18 protein-coding genes are annotated in these 18,172 nt (G+C 40.7%); all 18 read left to right on the top strand.

Annotation, left to right across the window (positions count from 1 at the left end; genetic code table 11):
• The first annotated feature begins 10 nt into the window (after positions 1 to 10).
• The 18 genes from infB to RI196_RS10450 all read left to right on the top strand — a co-directional run bounded on the left by infB (position 11) and on the right by RI196_RS10450 (position 18,126).
• The gene (gene infB / locus RI196_RS10535; RefSeq protein ID WP_311066218.1) at positions 11 to 2,173 is read left to right on the top strand and encodes a translation initiation factor IF-2; all 2,163 of its coding nucleotides are present in this window, start codon (positions 11 to 13) and stop codon (positions 2,171 to 2,173) included.
• Positions 2,173 to 2,451, top strand: a complete 279-nt coding sequence (locus tag RI196_RS10530; protein ID WP_063386705.1) for a DUF503 domain-containing protein — start codon at positions 2,173 to 2,175, stop codon at positions 2,449 to 2,451. The genes infB and RI196_RS10530 overlap by 1 nt, the downstream gene beginning before the upstream one ends.
• A gap of 16 nt (positions 2,452 to 2,467) precedes the next feature.
• The gene (rbfA, locus tag RI196_RS10525) at positions 2,468 to 2,827 is read left to right on the top strand and encodes a 30S ribosome-binding factor RbfA (protein WP_063386706.1); all 360 of its coding nucleotides are present in this window, start codon (positions 2,468 to 2,470) and stop codon (positions 2,825 to 2,827) included.
• Between the two features lie 107 nt (positions 2,828 to 2,934).
• Positions 2,935 to 3,816: a tRNA pseudouridine(55) synthase TruB gene (truB, locus tag RI196_RS10520; protein WP_311067349.1), complete on the top strand. Its 882-nt coding sequence runs from the start codon at positions 2,935 to 2,937 to the stop codon at positions 3,814 to 3,816.
• A 21-nt stretch (positions 3,817 to 3,837) separates the two neighbouring features.
• Positions 3,838 to 4,818 carry a bifunctional riboflavin kinase/FAD synthetase gene (gene ribF / locus RI196_RS10515; RefSeq protein ID WP_311066217.1) on the top strand — a complete coding sequence of 327 codons (981 nt, stop codon included), beginning with the start codon at positions 3,838 to 3,840 and terminating at the stop codon, positions 4,816 to 4,818.
• 128 nt (positions 4,819 to 4,946) lie between these two features.
• Positions 4,947 to 5,216: a 30S ribosomal protein S15 gene (rpsO, locus tag RI196_RS10510; protein ID WP_063386709.1), complete on the top strand. Its 270-nt coding sequence runs from the start codon at positions 4,947 to 4,949 to the stop codon at positions 5,214 to 5,216.
• 162 nt (positions 5,217 to 5,378) lie between these two features.
• Complete coding sequence (gene pnp, locus RI196_RS10505; protein WP_063386710.1) at positions 5,379 to 7,490, top strand: polyribonucleotide nucleotidyltransferase; 2,112 nt, start codon at positions 5,379 to 5,381, stop codon at positions 7,488 to 7,490.
• 102 nt (positions 7,491 to 7,592) lie between these two features.
• Positions 7,593 to 8,549 carry a polysaccharide deacetylase family protein gene (locus RI196_RS10500; RefSeq protein WP_144597755.1) on the top strand — a complete coding sequence of 319 codons (957 nt, stop codon included), beginning with the start codon at positions 7,593 to 7,595 and terminating at the stop codon, positions 8,547 to 8,549.
• A 23-nt stretch (positions 8,550 to 8,572) separates the two neighbouring features.
• On the top strand, positions 8,573 to 9,829 hold the full coding sequence (locus RI196_RS10495; protein ID WP_066246458.1) for a M16 family metallopeptidase: 1,257 nt from the start codon (positions 8,573 to 8,575) through the stop codon (positions 9,827 to 9,829).
• A 129-nt stretch (positions 9,830 to 9,958) separates the two neighbouring features.
• Positions 9,959 to 10,219: a YlmC/YmxH family sporulation protein gene (locus tag RI196_RS10490; protein WP_063386713.1), complete on the top strand. Its 261-nt coding sequence runs from the start codon at positions 9,959 to 9,961 to the stop codon at positions 10,217 to 10,219.
• 155 nt (positions 10,220 to 10,374) lie between these two features.
• Positions 10,375 to 11,289 carry a dipicolinic acid synthetase subunit A gene (dpaA, locus tag RI196_RS10485; RefSeq protein WP_311067348.1) on the top strand — a complete coding sequence of 305 codons (915 nt, stop codon included), beginning with the start codon at positions 10,375 to 10,377 and terminating at the stop codon, positions 11,287 to 11,289.
• Positions 11,273 to 11,863, top strand: a complete 591-nt coding sequence (locus RI196_RS10480; RefSeq protein WP_063386715.1) for a dipicolinate synthase subunit B — start codon at positions 11,273 to 11,275, stop codon at positions 11,861 to 11,863. Before dpaA ends, RI196_RS10480 begins: the two co-directional genes overlap by 17 nt.
• 127 nt (positions 11,864 to 11,990) lie before the next feature.
• The gene (gene asd, locus RI196_RS10475; RefSeq protein ID WP_063386716.1) at positions 11,991 to 13,034 is read left to right on the top strand and encodes an aspartate-semialdehyde dehydrogenase; all 1,044 of its coding nucleotides are present in this window, start codon (positions 11,991 to 11,993) and stop codon (positions 13,032 to 13,034) included.
• Positions 13,035 to 13,100: 66 nt separating this feature from the next.
• Entirely contained in the window at positions 13,101 to 14,315 is a 1,215-nt protein-coding gene (dapG, locus tag RI196_RS10470; RefSeq protein ID WP_063386717.1) for an aspartate kinase, read from the top strand.
• A 22-nt stretch (positions 14,316 to 14,337) separates the two neighbouring features.
• The gene (gene dapA / locus RI196_RS10465; RefSeq protein ID WP_094246018.1) at positions 14,338 to 15,213 is read left to right on the top strand and encodes a 4-hydroxy-tetrahydrodipicolinate synthase; all 876 of its coding nucleotides are present in this window, start codon (positions 14,338 to 14,340) and stop codon (positions 15,211 to 15,213) included.
• Between the two features lie 187 nt (positions 15,214 to 15,400).
• Entirely contained in the window at positions 15,401 to 17,056 is a 1,656-nt protein-coding gene (locus tag RI196_RS10460; protein ID WP_063386718.1) for a ribonuclease J, read from the top strand.
• 120 nt (positions 17,057 to 17,176) lie between these two features.
• The gene (locus RI196_RS10455; RefSeq protein WP_066246454.1) at positions 17,177 to 17,911 is read left to right on the top strand and encodes a ClpP family protease; all 735 of its coding nucleotides are present in this window, start codon (positions 17,177 to 17,179) and stop codon (positions 17,909 to 17,911) included.
• Positions 17,908 to 18,126 carry a YlzJ-like family protein gene (locus RI196_RS10450; protein WP_066246452.1) on the top strand — a complete coding sequence of 73 codons (219 nt, stop codon included), beginning with the start codon at positions 17,908 to 17,910 and terminating at the stop codon, positions 18,124 to 18,126. Before RI196_RS10455 ends, RI196_RS10450 begins: the two co-directional genes overlap by 4 nt.
• Positions 18,127 to 18,172: the final 46 nt, after the last annotated feature.

The following is an 18,172-nucleotide window of genomic DNA, read 5'->3' as shown; positions in this document are numbered from 1 at the left end:
GGGTGAACGTATGGGTAAAATGCGAGTATATGAATATGCAAAACAACAAAATATAACGAGCAAAGAAGTAATCCATACATTAAAAGAAATGAATATAAATGTTGCAAACCACATGTCAATGATCGACAGCAATACAATTGAAAAACTCAATGGACGATATCAAAAGGAACAACCTAAGAAAAACGTTCAAAAAGATCATCAACCAAAACAAAAGGAAGAAAAGCATGCAGCATATGATGACATTCCATTTGATGACGATGAGGATATCGTATTGAACAAGAAAAAATCAGGCAAAAAACCTTCTCCAAAACGCGAGGAACGCAAACAAAACGTTCCGATTCAACAAACGAAACATAAAAACAAAAAAAATGGAAAGAAAAACAAAAAAGCGGTTCAAAATGAAGCTCCAAGCAAAAAAGAATTGCCGTCCAAAATTACGTATCAAGGCTCTTTAACAGTCGCTGAGCTTGCCAACAAACTCCATAAAGAACCGTCAGAGATCATTAAGAAGCTCATGATGCTCGGCGTCATGGCAACAATCAACCAAGAGCTGGAGAAGGACATTATCGAACTGATCGCTTCTGAATACGGCGTTGAAGTGGAAGAAGAAATTGTTTTCGATGAAACGGAATTTGAAAAGTATGAAATCGAAGACAAGGAAGAAGATCTTGTCAGCCGTCCTCCTGTTGTGACAATTATGGGGCATGTTGACCATGGGAAAACGACTCTTTTAGATTCCATTCGAAAAACAAAAGTGGCTGAAGGCGAAGCTGGAGGCATTACGCAGCATATCGGCGCTTACCAGGTTGAAGTGGAAGGGAAAAAGATCACATTTTTAGATACACCTGGCCATGCAGCGTTTACAACAATGAGAGCCCGCGGTGCTCAATTAACAGATATTACTGTTTTAGTCGTTGCTGCAGATGATGGTGTTATGCCGCAGACAGTTGAGGCAATTAACCATGCAAAAGCTGCGAATGTGCCGATTATTGTAGCGGTCAACAAAATGGATAAGCCGACGGCAAATCCTGACCGTGTGATGCAGGAATTAACGGAACATGGCCTTGTACCGGAAGATTGGGGCGGCGACACGATATTTGTGCCAATTTCGGCATTAAAAGGTGACGGAATTCCTGAACTATTGGAAATGATCTTGCTCGTTGCGGAAATGGAAGAGTTGAAAGCGAATCCGAATCGTCTTGCAACCGGTACGGTTGTTGAAGCAAAGCTTGATAAAGGCAGAGGTTCAGTTGCAACATTGCTTGTTCAAAACGGAACGCTTCGTGTCGGTGATCCAATTGTTGTCGGAAACACATATGGACGGGTGCGTGCGATGGTGAATGATGTCGGAAAACGTGTAAAAGAAGCTTTACCGTCCACTCCGGTTGAAATCACCGGTCTTCATGAAGTTCCATTAGCCGGCGACAGATTTATGGTATTTGAAGATGAGAAAAAAGCGCGTCAAATCGGTGAAGCCCGTGCGAAAAAACAGCTGGAAGAGCAGCGCAGCGAAAAGACAAAGCTAAGCCTTGATGATTTATTTGAACAAATTAAGCAAAATGATATAAAAGAAATTAATTTAATCGTCAAAGCAGATGTGCAAGGTTCCGTTGAAGCTCTTTCATCAGCTCTTCAAAAAATCGATGTTGAAGGAGTAAAAGTAAAAATTATTCACACCGGTGTCGGTGCCATTACGGAATATGACATCATGCTTGCCTCTGCTTCCAACGCTATTGTGATCGGCTTTAATGTTCGCCCGGATGTGAATGCGAAGAGAACAGCGGAAGCGGAAAACGTCGACATTCGCCTTCACCGCATCATTTATAAAGTGATCGAAGAAATCGAAGCGGCTATGAAAGGTATGCTTGATCCTGAATACGAAGAAAAAGTGATCGGTACCCTTGAAGTGCGGCAAACATTCAAAGTTTCTAAAATCGGTACAATTGCCGGCTGCTACGTCACAGATGGTTCTGTTACACGCGACAGCGGCGTTCGCTTAATTCGGGACGGAGTCGTGATTTTTGAAGGTGAAATTGACACTTTAAAACGTTTTAAAGATGATGTAAAAGAAGTTGCTCAAGGATATGAGTGCGGACTTACGATTAAAAACTTTAACGATATTAAAGAAGGCGACACGATTGAAGCGTTCATCATGGAGGAAGTTAAAAAATAATGCTCGGAATGGTATCATGTGAATGCATGATTTTTGAAGCTTCTTCTTTAAAAGAAAAACGTGCAGTAGTGCAACGAATTATAAAAAGACTGCAAAACAAATTTAATGTCAGTGTTGCAGAAATCGGCTTTCAGGATGCATGGCAGCGGACCGAAATCGGCATTGCCTGCCTTGCATCGAGCCGCGCCATCGCGGAAAAAGAACTGAACCAGGCATTGAAGTTGATCGATTCTTTTCCTGAAATTGAACGAACCATTACAACATTTGACTGGTTTTAGCAAATGAGGTGATGAAATGAGCCTAAGAGCAAACAGAGTAGCTGAACAGATGAAAAAAGAGCTAAGCGATATTATTGGCAGAAAAATTAAAGACCCGAGAATTGGATTTGTAACTGTAACGGACGTTCGCTTAACAGGGGATTTGCAAATCGCTAAAGTATATATTTCTGTATTGGGAAATGAGGAACAGAAGGAAAACACGATGAAGGCGCTGGCGAAAGCCAAAGGATTTATCCGCTCTGAAATCGGGTCGCGGATTCGGCTGCGGAAAACTCCGGAAATTCATTTTGAATTTGACGAGACAATTGATTATGGCAATCGAATCGAATCATTAATCCATGAATTGAAAAAAGAAGAAAGAGATCATGAAAGCTGAGGCATCCCGTTTCACAATTGTGTAACGGGTTCTTTTTTCATGATTGCAGCTGGCAAAAGGAAGGTGTGACTGTGGACGGCGTTCTTCTCTTACATAAACCTAGAGGAATGACTTCAAATGATTGTGTCCAAAAAGTGCGCAAATTGTTTCGAACGAAAAAAGCGGGGCATACTGGTACATTAGATCCGGATGTCTCAGGCGTGCTCCCTATTTGCATCGGCAAGGCAACAAAAATTTCGTCATATTTAATGGCTGAGAATAAGGAATACATTGCTGAAGTAACATTAGGAGCTGCCACTGAAACAGAGGATGCTTCTGGAAGCATTATTGCTGAAAAAGAAGTAAAGCTCCCGCCATCAAAAGAGGAAATTGAACGAGTGCTGGAAAGCTTTCGCGGAGAAATTGAACAAATTCCGCCAATGTATTCTGCTGTAAAAGTGAATGGAAAAAAATTATACGAATACGCGCGTGAAGGGAAAGTAGTCGAAAGGCCGAAAAGAAGGGTTGTCATTCATGCCATACACCTTTTAAGCGATATAAAACAACATGACAAAACGGCTTCCTTTTCCATTCAAGTCTCTTGCTCAAAAGGGACATATATTCGAACTCTCGCGGTCATGATCGGAGAAAAATTAGGGTATCCTGCTCACATGTCTGAATTGGTGCGAATAAGATCCGGCCGTTTTCATTTACATGACTGCGTCACGTTTTCAGCGGTCGAGCAATGTTTAAAAACGGGAGATTTGCCAAACGGTTTTCTTACCATAGAGGAAGCATTAAATCAATTGCCGAAAATTAAAATAAATGATACATTAGCAAAGAAAGTAAAAAACGGAGCGATGTTGGAAATGAACGAGGATTTCCAGCATATTGGACAAAATGATGTTGTAGCAATATGGAATAATCGAGAAATTATTGCCATATATAAAAAGCATTCAGAAAAAAACAATGTGCTTAAACCCGTCAAGGTGTTAAAAACGAATGAATAGGTAAGAAAAGGGGAACTTTCGGTGAAAATGATAAAAATAACACATCCACACCATTTGGCAAAACAAAATGTGCCGAAATCGGTAATGGCGCTCGGATTTTTTGATGGAGTCCATAAAGGGCATCAAAAAGTCATTCAAACAGCTAAACAGAAGGCTGAAGAATTAAATGTTGAATGTGCGGTGATGACATTTGATCCGCACCCATCCATCGTCTTAAAAAAAAATATTCAACAAATAGAATATATTACTCCTTTACAAGAGAAACTGAAGTTTATTGAAGATCTTGGAATTGATCGATTGTATTTAGTCGAATTTACAGAAAGCTTTAGCTTGCTTCAGCCTCAACAATTTGTCGATCAATATATTATCGGATTAAATGCCATTCACGTTGTGGCCGGTTTTGATTTTACATTCGGCCGGTTTGGAAAAGGAACAATGGAAACTTTGCCTTTCTATTCAAGAGGAGCCTTTACGCATACGACGGTTGAAAAGCTGACAGACGGTGAAAGAAAAATCAGCTCTTCCCTCGTTCGAAACGCGATTAAAAATGGTGATGTTTCTTATGCATGCTCTCTTCTAGGGCGGCCTCATCAAGTATCCGGAAAGGTAATCCATGGAGAAAAGCGAGGGCGGACAATCGGCTTTCCAACCGCAAATATTGAACTAAGCGAATCCTACATTACTCCTCCGACAGGGGTATATGCGGTCAAAATCAGCATGAATGGGAAGGAATATGCGGGCATATGCAATATCGGTTATAAGCCGACATTTCATGAAAAAAGACCGGACAAGCCGAGCATAGAAGTTCATATTTTTGATTTTCATGAAGAAATTTATGATATAGATGTGACCGTAAAATGGTTCAAACGAATACGCAGTGAACAAAAGTTTTCTGGTGTGGAAGAATTAATTGCCCAAATCAAACGGGATATCAAGGAAGCTAAAGATTTTTTTCAGCAGCTGGCAGAATCGGATAAAATCACGGCTGAAAAAAATTTTTAATGGAACCTCCTTGCTTTTTCTTGGGAAAAATAGTATTCTTATTCTTGTAACTTTTAACCGCTGCGTGGCAACGCGAGTCACCGACGCTTGCTAGGTAGCCGGGGATTATATTTAGGAGGTGGACAAGGATGGCTTTAACGCAAGAACGGAAAAATGAAGTGATTGAGCAATTTAAAACACATGAATCAGATACTGGTTCTCCTGAAGTGCAAATTGCTATCCTAACTGAAAAAATCAACATTTTAAATGAGCATTTGCGCGTTCACAAAAAAGACCACCATTCACGCAGAGGTCTTTTGAAAATGGTTGGGAAACGCCGTAATTTGTTGACGTATTTGCGCAATAAAGATGTTGCACGGTACCGTCAACTCATCAATAAACTCGGTTTGCGTCGTTAAGTTGTATGGAAGCGGGAGATTTCCCGCTTTTTTACTGTATTCAAAAAAGTTTATGACAGATTACATAAAAACGATATAGATTGAAAAGTTTAAAAATAACATTTTTGTACAATTTATGTGCGAAGATAGACTTTGTCAATGAAAGAGGGGTTCAAAACAAGTATGGATCAAGAGAAACATGTTTTTTCCATAGATTGGTCCGGACGTAAGCTGACTGTTGAAATCGGCCAGCTGGCGAAGCAAGCGAACGGCGCCGTTTTAGTCCGCTATGGAGATACGGTCGTTTTATGTACGGCAACCGCTTCGAAGGAAGCAAAAGGAGTAGATTTCTTTCCCCTAACGGTCAATTATGAAGAAAGGCTTTATGCTGTCGGTAAAATCCCGGGAGGGTTTATTAAACGAGAGGGTAGACCGAGTGAAAAAGCTATTTTAGCGAGCCGTTTAATCGATAGACCGATTCGCCCGCTGTTTCCAGAAGGGTTTCGCAATGAGGTTCAAGTAGTCAGCATGGTGATGAGCGTCGACCAAGATTGTTCTTCCGAAATGGCGGCTATGTTTGGATCTTCGCTCGCGCTGTCAATATCGGACATTCCGTTTGAAGGTCCGATTGCCGGTGTCACGGTCGGCCGCCTTGATGACCAGTTTATCATTAATCCAACTGTCGAACAGCTTGAGAAAAGCGATATCCATTTAATCGTAGCCGGCACGAAAGATGCCATCAACATGGTGGAAGCAGGAGCCAATGAAGTGCCTGAAGAAACGATTTTAGAAGCAATCATGTTTGGCCATGAAGAAATCAAACGTTTGATTGCATTCCAAGAAGAGATTGTAGAAAAAATCGGAAAAGAAAAAATGGAAGTGGAATTATATAAAATCGATGAAGAGCTTGAAAAAAGAGTTCGTGAAATGGCTCTTGCCGACTTATTGCAAGCCATCCAAGTGCCTGAAAAACACGCCCGCGAAGATGCTATTAATGAAGTGAAAGAGAAGACTGTCGCAATTTTTGAGGAAGAAGAAGCAGATGAAGAAACGATTAAGCAAGTAAAAGAAATTTTGCACAAGCTTGTGAAAGAGGAAGTGCGCCGTCTCATTACAGAAGAAAAAGTGAGACCTGACGGACGAAAAATTGACGAAATCCGTCCATTATCGTCTTCCGTCGGAATTTTGCCGCGCACGCACGGTTCAGGTCTTTTCACCCGCGGCCAAACACAAGCTTTGTCTATTTGTACGCTCGGAGCTTTAGGAGACGTACAAATACTTGACGGACTCGGCGTGGAAGAATCAAAGCGGTTCATGCATCACTACAACTTCCCGCCATTTAGTGTCGGGGAAACCGGTCCGATGAGGGGTCCTGGCAGACGGGAAATTGGTCATGGAGCGTTGGGAGAAAGAGCGCTTGAGCCAGTCATACCTTCCGAGCGCGATTTTCCGTACACAATTCGTCTCGTTTCAGAAGTGCTTGAATCAAATGGTTCAACTTCACAAGCGAGCATTTGTGCAAGCACCTTAGCGATGATGGATGCCGGCGTGCCGATTAAGTCGCCTGTTGCTGGAATTGCAATGGGACTTGTAAAATCTGGTGACAACTATACGGTTTTAACAGATATTCAAGGCATGGAAGATGCGCTTGGTGATATGGACTTTAAAGTCGCAGGTACAGAAAAAGGCGTCACTGCGCTGCAAATGGACATTAAAATTAAAGGCTTGTCCCGTGAAATTTTAGAAGAAGCGTTAAAACAAGCTCGCAAAGGCCGCCTTGAAATTTTGAAATCGATGCTGGCGACAATCTCTGAACCGAGAAAACAATTATCGCCATATGCTCCAAAAATTTTAACCATGGTCATCAATCCGGATAAAATTCGTGACGTGATTGGACCTAGCGGAAAACAAATTAACAAAATCATTGAAGAAACAGGAGTAAAAATCGATATTGAACAAGATGGCACAATCTACATTTCTTCCGTAGACGAAGGAATGAATAAAAAAGCGAAGAAAATTATTGAAGATATTGTAAGAGAAATTGAAGTCGGACAAATGTATTTAGGAAAAGTTAAACGGATCGAGAAATTCGGCGCATTCGTGGAACTGTTTAACGGAAAAGATGGTCTTGTCCACATTTCTGAGCTTGCAGAAGAGCGGGTAGGAAAAGTGGAGGATGTTGTGTCAGTCGGTGATGAAATTTTAGTCAAAGTGATGGAAATCGATAAACAAGGTCGTGTCAATTTATCAAGAAAGGCCGTTTTAAGGGACCAAAAAGAGCAGCAAAAGTCTTGACCGGAGCCAGGGAAAACCCGGCTTCTTTTCCATTTTTGCGGTTGGCAGTTCTATCTTGTCCCCTTTTTTCATAGTTTTATAAGTGAAAAAGGGGATGTTGAGATGAAGCGAAAAAAAGGGAAAATAGCCATTTTTATATTGATCATACTTTTTTCTTATGTCATATTGGATAATCGTTATACATTGATCTTTCTTCAGCAATTAAAAGCAAAGCATGAATTGGCTGTATCTGGCGAAAATTCGTTGTATCAAGAAATCGTTGCCAAAGCAAAAGAATATGAAATTCCTCCGGAAAATGCTGAAATACATAGAGTTTGGAAAAAAACGCCCGGTTATAATGGGCGATCAGTCGACATTGACGCATCGTATAAAAGAATGAAGAAAAAGGGTTCTTTTGATCCGAAGCTTCTTGTATTCAAGCAAATTCCACCTTCTGTTCATTTAAGCGATTTGCCGAACGAAGCGATCTACCGTGGACATCCGGATAAGCCAATGGTATCCTTTTTAATAAATGTTGCATGGGGAAATGAGTATCTTCCTAAAATGTTGGCCGTGCTAAAAAAGCACCATGTCAAAGCGACATTTTTTTTAGAAGGAAGATGGGTAAAAGAAAATCCTGAACTGGCTAAAATGATTGTAGAAAGCGGCCATGAAATTGGAAATCATTCATACTCGCATCCAGATATGGCCCGCCTGCCGTCTGCAAGAATTAGACAAGAGATGGAAGAGACGAACAAAATCATCAAAGCGACGACAGGAAAAAACGTGAAATGGTTTGCGCCTCCAAGCGGCAGCTTTCGCAAGGAGGTCGTAGATATAGCGGCAGATATGAACATGGAAACGATCATGTGGTCTGTTGACACGATTGATTGGCAAAAGCCGCGGCCTGAAACGTTAATCAATCGAGTGATGTCAAAAATTCATAACGGCGCCATGATTTTAATGCATCCGACGTCATCGACCGCAGAGAGTCTAGATTCATTAATTAAAAAGATTAAAGAAAAAAATCTTTCCATCGGTTCACTTTCTAGTCTGCTGGATGAAAAACGTCTTGACTGATTGGAAGAACAGGGGGTTACAATTTGATCAAGAAATATACATGCCAAAATGGTGTTAGAATCATTTTAGAATCTATTCCGACTGTTCGCTCCGTTGCTATCGGAGTTTGGATTGGCACAGGTTCTAGAAACGAGACGAAAGAAACAAACGGCATTTCTCATTTTTTAGAGCATATGTTTTTTAAAGGAACAGAAAAAAGAACAGCTAGAGAAATTGCAGAAGCTTTTGACAAAATTGGCGGTCAGGTGAATGCCTTCACCTCAAAAGAATACACCTGCTATTATGCAAAAGTGCTCGATGAGCATGCAAATTATGCACTTGAAGTGCTGGCTGATATGTTTTTCAACTCAGTATTTGAAGAAGAAGAATTAAACAAAGAACGAAATGTTGTTCTAGAAGAAATCAAAATGTATGAAGATACTCCAGACGATATTGTGCACGATTTGTTAAGCCAGGCTGCATTTGGCGATCATCCGCTTGGCTATCCAATTTTAGGCACAGAAAAAACTTTATCTAGTTTTACCGGCGATGCGTTGAAAAGCTATATGGAAAAATACTATACTCCTGACAATATCGTCATTTCAGTAGCTGGAAACGTTCAAGAAAGCTTTATTCAAGAGGTTGAGAAATGGTTCGGCAATTTTAAGTCGTCTCATAAAAAAGAAAAATATAAGGAACCGGTTTTTTTGGACCAAAAAATCGCCAAGAAAAAAGAGACGGAGCAAGCGCATCTCTGCATTGGGTTTAAAGGGTTGAGAGTCGGTCATGACGACATTTACAGCTTAATTGTGTTAAACAATATTTTGGGCGGGAGCATGTCAAGCCGCTTATTCCAAGAGGTGAGGGAAGAAAAAGGGCTTGCTTATTCTATTTTCTCTTACCACACTTCATATGAAGACAGCGGAGTGCTCACAATTTACGGTGGGACTGGAAGAAACCAGCTGAATATTTTATTTGAAACGATTTTTCAAACAATTGAAAAATTGAAAAAAAGCGGTATTACTGAAAAAGAATTAATGCATTCAAAAGAACAAATTAAAGGGAATTTAATGCTTAGTCTTGAAAGTACAAATGCAAGAATGAGCAGAAACGGCAAAAATGAGCTGCTCTTAGGCAAACATCGATCTTTGGATGAAATTATCGAAACGGTTAACCGTGTTGATATCATGAGCGTCAATGAACTTATTCAACATATTTTTACAGATGAATATGCTGTATCTTTAATTAGTCCAGAAGAGAATCTTTCTTCTGCAATTCCAGAATTAAAATGCCTGCTATGATGGATTGGCGGGCATTTTTTATTTGCCAAAAACGTATACATGTATGGAAAGCTATGTTCATCAGTTTCGAATCAATCTCTGCCTGTGAATATGTTCGTATATTTATAATGAAAGAGGGGAGCCAATACTATGCGTTTATCCGAGTTAAGCGGAAAAGAAATCGTCGATGTAAAACGAGCGGAACGTCTAGGCGTGCTCGGTCAAACAGACTTTGAAATCAATGCGGAAACTGGACAAATTACGGCGCTTATTATTCCTTCTTTAAAGTGGTTCGGTTTAAGGAAACAAGGACATGATATTCGAGTACCGTGGGAGCATATCAAAAAAATTGGTCAAGATATGATCATTATTGACGTACCGGAAAATTCCTTAAATAAAATTGATGACTAATGAAGATCCGCCGGCTAAAGAAGCCGGCTTTATTTTTTGGCAATTTTTCGATGCGATTCACCTATCGGCTGCCGCCTACATAATATGCTTAAAACAGGGAGCTAATTATGGTTTTCGAAACTGAACTGAATTGCCATAAAGAAGGTGAAAAAAGGATGTTAACTGGCTTAAACGTTGCTGTAATTGGCGGTGACGCCCGGCAGCTAGAGGTGATCCGAAGGCTATCAGAGCACGATGCCAATCTATTTTTAATCGGATTTGATCAGCTTGAACATGGGTATACAGGATCAGTAAAAATAAACAGCCATAATATTAGTCTGGAAGGAATGGATGCAGTAATATTGCCTGTTTCAGGAACCGGAAGCGAAGGACAGGTCGAAGCAGTTTTTTCCGCTGAAGAAATCGTACTGACAAGAGAAATGGTGGCCTCCACTCCTGAGCATTGCATCTTTTATTCTGGGATACGCACAAAATATTTAGAAGAGTTAATGGAAAAAGAAAAACGAAAGCTTGTACCGATACTGGACCGTGATGATGTAGCGATATATAATTCCATTCCGACAGTAGAAGGGACCATAATGCTCGTTATTCAACATACTGATTTTACCATTCATGGTTCCAACATTGCCGTTATCGGATTTGGACGGACAGGAATGAGTGTTGCCCGCACTTTTGCAGCATTAGGAGCTAATGTGAAGGTAGGCGCTCGCAAACAGAAAGATTTGGCCAGGATCACGGAAATGGGAATGAAGCCGTTTCATTTGAGTGAACTGAAGGACGAATTGTCGTCGATCGATATTTGCATTAATACAGTTCCAGCGTTGGTGTTGTCTTCTGATGTTTTGGCAGCTATGCCTGTCCACGCTCTTATTATCGATTTAGCATCAAAGCCGGGGGGAACCGATTTCCACTATGCTGAAAAAAGAGGTATGAAAGCCATTTTAGCACCTGGTCTTCCAGGAATTGTCGCACCGAAGACAGCGGGCCAGATTTTGGCGAATGCGTTGACAATCCTTTTAACTGAACAGCATCAGCTTGAAAGGAGTATGGATAATGGAAGTGAAAGGTAAACGGATCGGATTTGGTTTAACAGGCTCTCATTGTACTTATGATGCGGTATTTCCGCAAATTCAAAAGCTCGTTGAAAAAGGAGCAAACGTTTTGCCAATTGTCACCTCGACCGTAAAGACGACAACAACTAGATTCGGGGAAGGAGAAGAATGGGTCAAAAGAATTGAAGAAGCGACTGGAAATCAAGTAATTGATTCGATCGTGGATGCCGAGCCTTTAGGTCCGAAAATTCCTCTTGATTGCATGGTCATTGCGCCGATGACCGGCAATTCGATGAGCAAACTGGCGAATGCCTTGACGGACTCTCCTGTATTGATGGCTGCAAAAGCGACTATGAGAAACCATCGCCCCGTTGTACTAGCCATTTCTACAAACGATGCTCTCGGGTTAAATGGCGTAAATTTAATGAAGCTAATGGCGGCAAAAAATATTTTCTTTGTTCCGTTCGGCCAAGATGCACCCCACCAAAAACCGAATTCAATGGTGGCGAATATGGATCGGTTAGTGGAAACAGTTGAACATGCGCTTGAACATAGACAGCTTCAGCCGGTTATTATTGAACATAAAAAATAATCAAACAAATAAAACGCTTTCATGAAAAATCGCTCATCACTTTTTTTGGCTACTGTGATACAATTAAACGTAATACGAATACATGATTATTCGACTCTGATGCATTTTGGAAGGAGATAGATAGAAAATGGCTCAAAAAGGTTTTCATGTAGCAGTTGTCGGAGCAACTGGAGCAGTAGGAACACGAATGATCGAAACATTGGAAAAAAGAAACTTTCCTGTGGAAACTTTAACGCTGTTATCATCCGAACGATCTGCAGGAAAGACAGCTACATTTAAAGGAAAACCAATCACAGTACAAAAAGCGGAACCGGAAAGCTTTGAAGGGGTTGATATCGCTCTTTTCAGCGCTGGAGGAAGCGTGTCGAAGCAGCTTGCACCGGAAGCAGCCAAAAGAGGCGCGGTCGTGATCGACAATACGAGCGCATTTAGAATGGATGAAAACGTTCCTCTCGTAGTACCGGAAGTGAACGAAGAGGATATAAAATGGCATAACGGTATTATTGCCAACCCGAATTGTTCGACGATCCAAATGGTTGTTGCATTGCAGCCGATCCGTAAAGCGTTCGGGCTGAAAAAAGTCATTGTTTCCACTTATCAAGCAGTATCAGGTGCGGGGGCACAAGCGATCCAGGAATTGAAAGAACAGTCTAAAGCGATTTTAGAAGGAAAGCCGTTTGTACCTGAAATTTTACCTGTTAAAAGTGACGAAAAACATTATCAAATTGCGTTTAATGCAATTCCGCAAATTGATAAGTTCCAGGAAAATGGATTTACATTTGAAGAAATGAAAATGATCAATGAAACAAAAAAAATTATGCATATGAAGGATCTGGAAGTTGCAGCGACCTGCGTCCGCTTGCCGGTCGTCATCGGGCATTCAGAATCAGTCTACATTGAAATCGACAGGGACGATGTTACTGTAAATGATATTCGCAATGTATTAAGAGATGCGCCTGGCGTTACGCTTGAAGATGATCCGGCAAATCAAATTTATCCAATGCCTGCTTTTGCAGAAGGCAAATACGATACATTTGTAGGCCGAATTCGCAAAGACTTAGATCGGCCAAACGGCTTCCACCTTTGGGTTGTATCCGACAATTTATTAAAAGGGGCAGCATTAAACTCTGTACAAATTGCCGAAAGTTTAATTAAACTGAAACTAGTATAAGGTGAAAAGAAGAGAGTTGAAGCCATCAGCTCTCTTCTGTTTAGTTATTTTATAGAGGTGAACATCATGAGCATTGTTGTTCAAAAGTTTGGAGGAACGTCTGTCCGTGATGAACAAGGCAGAAGACATGCGTACGAACATATAAAGGAAGCCTTGTCTGAGAAAAAAAAAGTGGTCGTCGTCGTATCAGCGATGGGGAGAAAAGGAGATCCGTACGCAACAGATACGCTGATCAGCCTTGTGGAAGGCGGGATCGACACCATTTCCAAACGTGAACAGGATATGTTGCTGTCCTGCGGAGAAATCATCTCTTCTGTCGTATTTACTAGCATGCTAAAAGGGAAAGGAATAAAAGCGGCAGCTTTAAGCGGAGCGCAGGCAGGTTTTTTGACGACAAATGAACATACAAATGCTAAAATATTAGAATTGAAATGTGATCGCCTGCTCGGGCTTCTAGAAACAAATGATGTCGTTGTTGTCGCAGGCTTTCAAGGAGCACAAGCAAATGGAGATGTGACGACAATTGGGCGCGGCGGCAGTGACACTTCAGCAACAGCACTTGGAGCAGCTTTAAAAGCAGAATATGTAGACATTTTTACAGATGTGGAAGGAGTTATGACAGCGGATCCTCGTATTGTTAAGGATGCAAAGCCCCTTTCATTTGTGACGTATACGGAAATTTGCAATTTGGCCTATCAAGGAGCAAAGGTGATTCATCCGCGTGCGGTTGAAATCGCTATGCAAGCCAAAATCCCGATTCGCATTCGTTCCACTTATTCTAAATCGAAAGGAACGATCATCACTTCTCACCATCAGGACAAACTAGGTGCGGACATAAAAGAACGTTTAATTACTGGAATTGCTCATGTTTCCGATGTCACGCAAATTAAAGTAGATGCAAAAGAAGGGAATTTCCGTTTTCATCAAGAAATTTTTAAAGCGATGGCTACAAGCGGAATTAGCGTCGATTTCTTTAATATTACTCCTAAGAGTGTCATATATACTGTTCATGGGGATGTAACGGATCTTGCTGTTGGAATTTTGAAAGAGATCGGATATGATCCGATGATCACGCGGCATTGTGCAAAAGTCTCAATTGTAGGAGCAGGCATTCAAGGAGTTCCTGGAGTCGCTTCCAAAATCGTTGCTGCTTTATCGGAGGAAGGGATACAAATTTTGCAATCGGCAGACAGCCATACAACAATTTGGGTGCTTGTGAAGGAAAGTGAAATGATTCAAGCAGTTAATGCACTTCATAAAGCGTTTGATCTTGGAAAATAATCGATAAAGGTGTGAGGAACAAGTGGGTATGTTTGGAAGAATTTCAACTGCAATGGTTACCCCGTTTGACAATAACGGGAATATTGATTTTCAAAAAACGGAAAAATTAGTAGAATATTTAATCCATCATGGAACAGATTCAATTGTTGTGGCTGGAACAACGGGTGAATCTCCAACTTTAACAACGGAAGAAAAGCTCGCTTTATTTAAACATGTCGTTTCTGTTGTCAATAAAAGAGTTCCAGTGATTGCAGGGACAGGTACAAACAATACAAGAGCTTCCATAGAACTGACAAAAAAGGCGGAACAAACCGGCGTCGATGCGATTATGCTTGTCACTCCATACTACAACAAACCGAATCAGGAAGGGATTTATCAGCACTTTAAAGCGATAGCAGAAAGCACGCACCTTCCTGTGATGCTTTACAATGTGCCTGGCAGAACATCGTCCTCGATCGCGCCTGAAACGGTTATTCGTCTATCGGAAATTGACAATATCGTTGCGATTAAAGAAGCTAGCGGAGATCTTGATAATATGGCCAAAATTATCGAGAAAACGCCAGATAATTTTGCTTTATACACTGGGGACGACAGCTTAACGCTGCCGACATTATCAATAGGCGGTGATGGCGTTATATCTGTAGCCTCCCATGTTGTAGGAGATGAAATGCAAGAAATGATTCAAGCCTTTTTGTCAGGTGATGTGAAAAAAGCCGGAAGCCTTCATCGAAGACTTCTCCCATTAATGAAAGAACTGTTTAAGGCGCCAAACCCTGTTCCAGTGAAAGCAGCGCTGCAAATAAAAGGTCTGGATGTTGGTCCGGTGCGCTTGCCGTTAGTTCCGTTAACAACAGATGAGCGAACATCATTAGCCGCTGTGATCCATGAATTAGGCTGATCATCGTGATTAGCCTTTTTTTATTTTAAAAATTCCACTCTGCCCCATTCAAAACAGCTGAGTCTAGCGGCTTAATTTTTCGGATAAGTGTGCCTGATATAAATTAACTTGTATTCCATTTCTTTCATCAGGTATAATATTGCTAAGTGCTTTGGACGGGGATATTTAGGGAGGATCACTAACACTTATGAAAAAAGCTGAAAAAATTCAACTTATTGCTTTAGGAGGGGTTGGGGAAGTCGGAAAAAACCTGTACATCGTCGAAATCGACTCGGATATTTTTATTGTGGATGCCGGCTTGAAATATCCTGAAAACGAGATGCTCGGAATTGATGTGGTGATACCGGATATTACATATTTGCTTGAACGTAAAGATAGGGTTCGGGCCATCTTCTTAACAAATGGCAGATTGGATCGGATCGGTGCGATTTTCTACATTTTAAAACATATCAATGCGCCAGTTTACGGAACGAAATGGACAATTGCCTTGACAAAAGAAAGAATGAAGCAATATTCTGTTACCGCTGATTTTCGCGAAGTGAATATGCGAAAGCCTGTACATTTTCCTCAAGTGACGGTTTCTTTTTTTCGCACATTCTCAAATATTCCTGATTCTATGGGAGTTTGTTTCCATACGTCAATGGGAGCGATCGTGCATACAGGCGATTTTAAATTAGAGCAATCCTCGATCGGAAGTCATTTTCTTGATTTTGGTAAAATGGCGGAAATCGGTAATAGCGGTGTTCTTTGTTTGCTTTCCGACAGTATCAATGCAGAAAGACCCGGCTTTTCTGGTTCCGAAGCTCTTGCCGGAGAAATGATCAACGATGTTATGTATAATTCGCCTGGAAGAGTTGTTGTATCTGTAGCAGAGACGAATATTTACCGAATTCAGCAAATTTTCAATGCCGCAGTTGAGACTGGAAGAAAAATAGCAATTATAGGGAAATCGTTTGCCAAAATTATTGAGCTTGCAAGACAATTACGGTATTTAAAGGCTGACGATGATTTGTTTATTCCGGTGTCGCATTTAAAAAAGCTTGAAAAACAAAACTCTGTTCTACTATGTGCAAGCGATTCATTCGATCCGCTTGCGGAAATTTCAAAAATGGCCAAAGGCATTCACAAGCAACATCATATAACTTCCGATGATACGGTTTTAATTGCTCAGACCCCAACACCCGGACAAGAACTTATTTATTCGAAAACGATTGATTTGCTGTTTCGAGCAGGAGCCAATGTTGTTTCGATTGATAAAAAAGCGTTTTTTTCTGGTCATGGCTGCCAAGAAGAGCTGAAGCTTATGCTACATTTAATGAAACCAAAATACTTTATTCCCGTTCATGGTGAATTTAAAATGCAAATAGCGCATGCTAAAATTGCGCAATCGATCGGAATACGCGAAGAAAACATTTTTTTGCTCGATCAAGGAGATGTGGTTGAATTCACCCCTAAATCTGCCAAAACGGTTACAAAAGTACCTTCTGGAAATGTACTAATTGACGGGCTTGGTGTAGGAGATGTTGGAAATATCGTGCTAAGAGACCGGCGTTTGTTATCTCAGGACGGCATTTTAATTGTTGTTGTTACGTTAAACAAAGAGATGAAAAAAATTGTCGCTGGTCCTGAAATTATATCAAGAGGGTTTGTGTATGTCCGTGAGTCTGAAAGTTTAATTTCCAAAGCTACGAAAATGGTGCATGACACACTGTCGTCTTGTATGGAAGATGTTTCAATGGATTGGTCAACAATGAAACAAAACATTCGCGACGTCTTGAATCAATTTTTATATGAGCAAACGAAGCGCCGCCCGATGATTTTGCCAATTATTATGGAGGTTTAGACAAAAAGCAGGCCGACGAAGCCTGCTTTTTTCACATTTTTAAAACGGTTTCCTGGCCGCATGAAAAAATGGATTCCGTTCATACTAACATCATAACGGTAAGAAGAAAGGATGATTGGGATGAACGGAAATGCTGATCAACCGACTGTTCAGCCAGTGGAAAAGGGAAGCGAAAATGTAGTTGACAAAATTCAGCAGTTAGGACAAACAAACATTCCGCAAATGGATCAGGAAACAAACATTCATTGTTTAACCATTATCGGTCAAATTGAAGGACATATACAGCTCCCTGCTCAAAATAAAACAACGAAATATGAACATATCATTCCGCAAATTGTGGCGATCGAACAAAATATGAAAATAGAAGGACTGCTCGTCATTTTAAATACTGTCGGCGGCGATGTTGAAGCAGGACTTGCGATCGCTGAAATGCTTGCTTCGCTTACGAAACCGACTGTATCCATCGTTCTTGGCGGCGGACATTCTATCGGTGTGCCCATCGCTGTGTCATGCGATTATTCATTTATTGCGGAAACGGCTACGATGACGATTCACCCGATAAGGTTAACCGGTTTGGTCATTGGTGTTCCGCAAACGTTTGAATATCTTGATAAAATGCAGGAGCGGGTTATTAGTTTTGTAACAAAGCATTCCAATATTACAGAAGATAAATTTAAAGAGCTGATGTTTTCAAAAGGAAATTTAACAAGGGATATTGGAACAAATGTTATCGGTCAAGATGCGGTTAAGTACGGCTTGATCGATGAAATAGGCGGTGTAGGAAGCGCGATGAAAAAATTGAACGAGCTTATTTTGGAAAGAAAGAATGGAAAAGGAGGGGACATCCTTCAATGATTTTATACACGACTGTTCCTGAAGAGCTCATTTTTCCATCAGATCAAGAAGCTTTTCAAAAAAGGCACATTATTGAGATGAACGGCATTTCATTATTAATAGAAGAAACGGGAGAAAATCAATGCCAAATCGTCAGAGTGCTTTCAACCAATCCAAACCATTATTTATTGGAATCTGTTTTCCCCGGTCAAAAAGTACCTTTTTTTCGAAGCTAACATTCCTTTTAAAGACAACATCGTTGCTAGCATACCTAAATTCAAG

The sequence above is a fragment of the Aeribacillus composti genome (genome assembly GCF_031760945.1).
Taxonomy (GTDB): domain Bacteria; phylum Bacillota; class Bacilli; order Bacillales; family Aeribacillaceae; genus Aeribacillus; species Aeribacillus composti.
The sequence above is the reverse complement of the archived record's forward strand: the minus strand, read 5'-3'. Positions and strand labels throughout refer to the sequence as shown.